Here is a 301-nt window from a genome sequence, read left to right as displayed (position 1 = left end):
TTTCATCAAGCATTACATAAAAACGCCCAAGAATTATCAAAGATTCTCCTTCGTCTGTTTAACCTCCTACAGCGAAACGGACAAAAATCTCACAGATATGAGAAAAAAACAGTCTTTGATATTTTGGGCGTTGTGTATGAGTATACCACTTCTACTCATCAGGTAGCATAGTAAAAAAATTCAAACCCGTTAGGGTTTATTTGATATGCCTACTTTTATAACATCTATAAACGATAATAAAATACTACGTGAAAAGACCGCGTTTTATATAAAAATATACCTTAAGTTGATGGATGTGTGG

General features: G+C 33.2%; 1 pseudogene. It reads left to right on the top strand.

Annotation, left to right across the window (positions count from 1 at the left end):
* A pseudogene (locus tag VK90_RS30045) lies at positions 1-171 on the top strand (IS4 family transposase); the annotation flags it as partial.
* Positions 172-301: the final 130 nt, after the last annotated feature.

The organism is Bacillus sp. LK2 (genome assembly GCF_001043575.1).
Classification (GTDB): domain Bacteria; phylum Bacillota; class Bacilli; order Bacillales; family Bacillaceae_G; genus Bacillus_A; species Bacillus_A paramycoides.
This window is presented reverse-complemented; position numbering and strand designations above follow the sequence as displayed.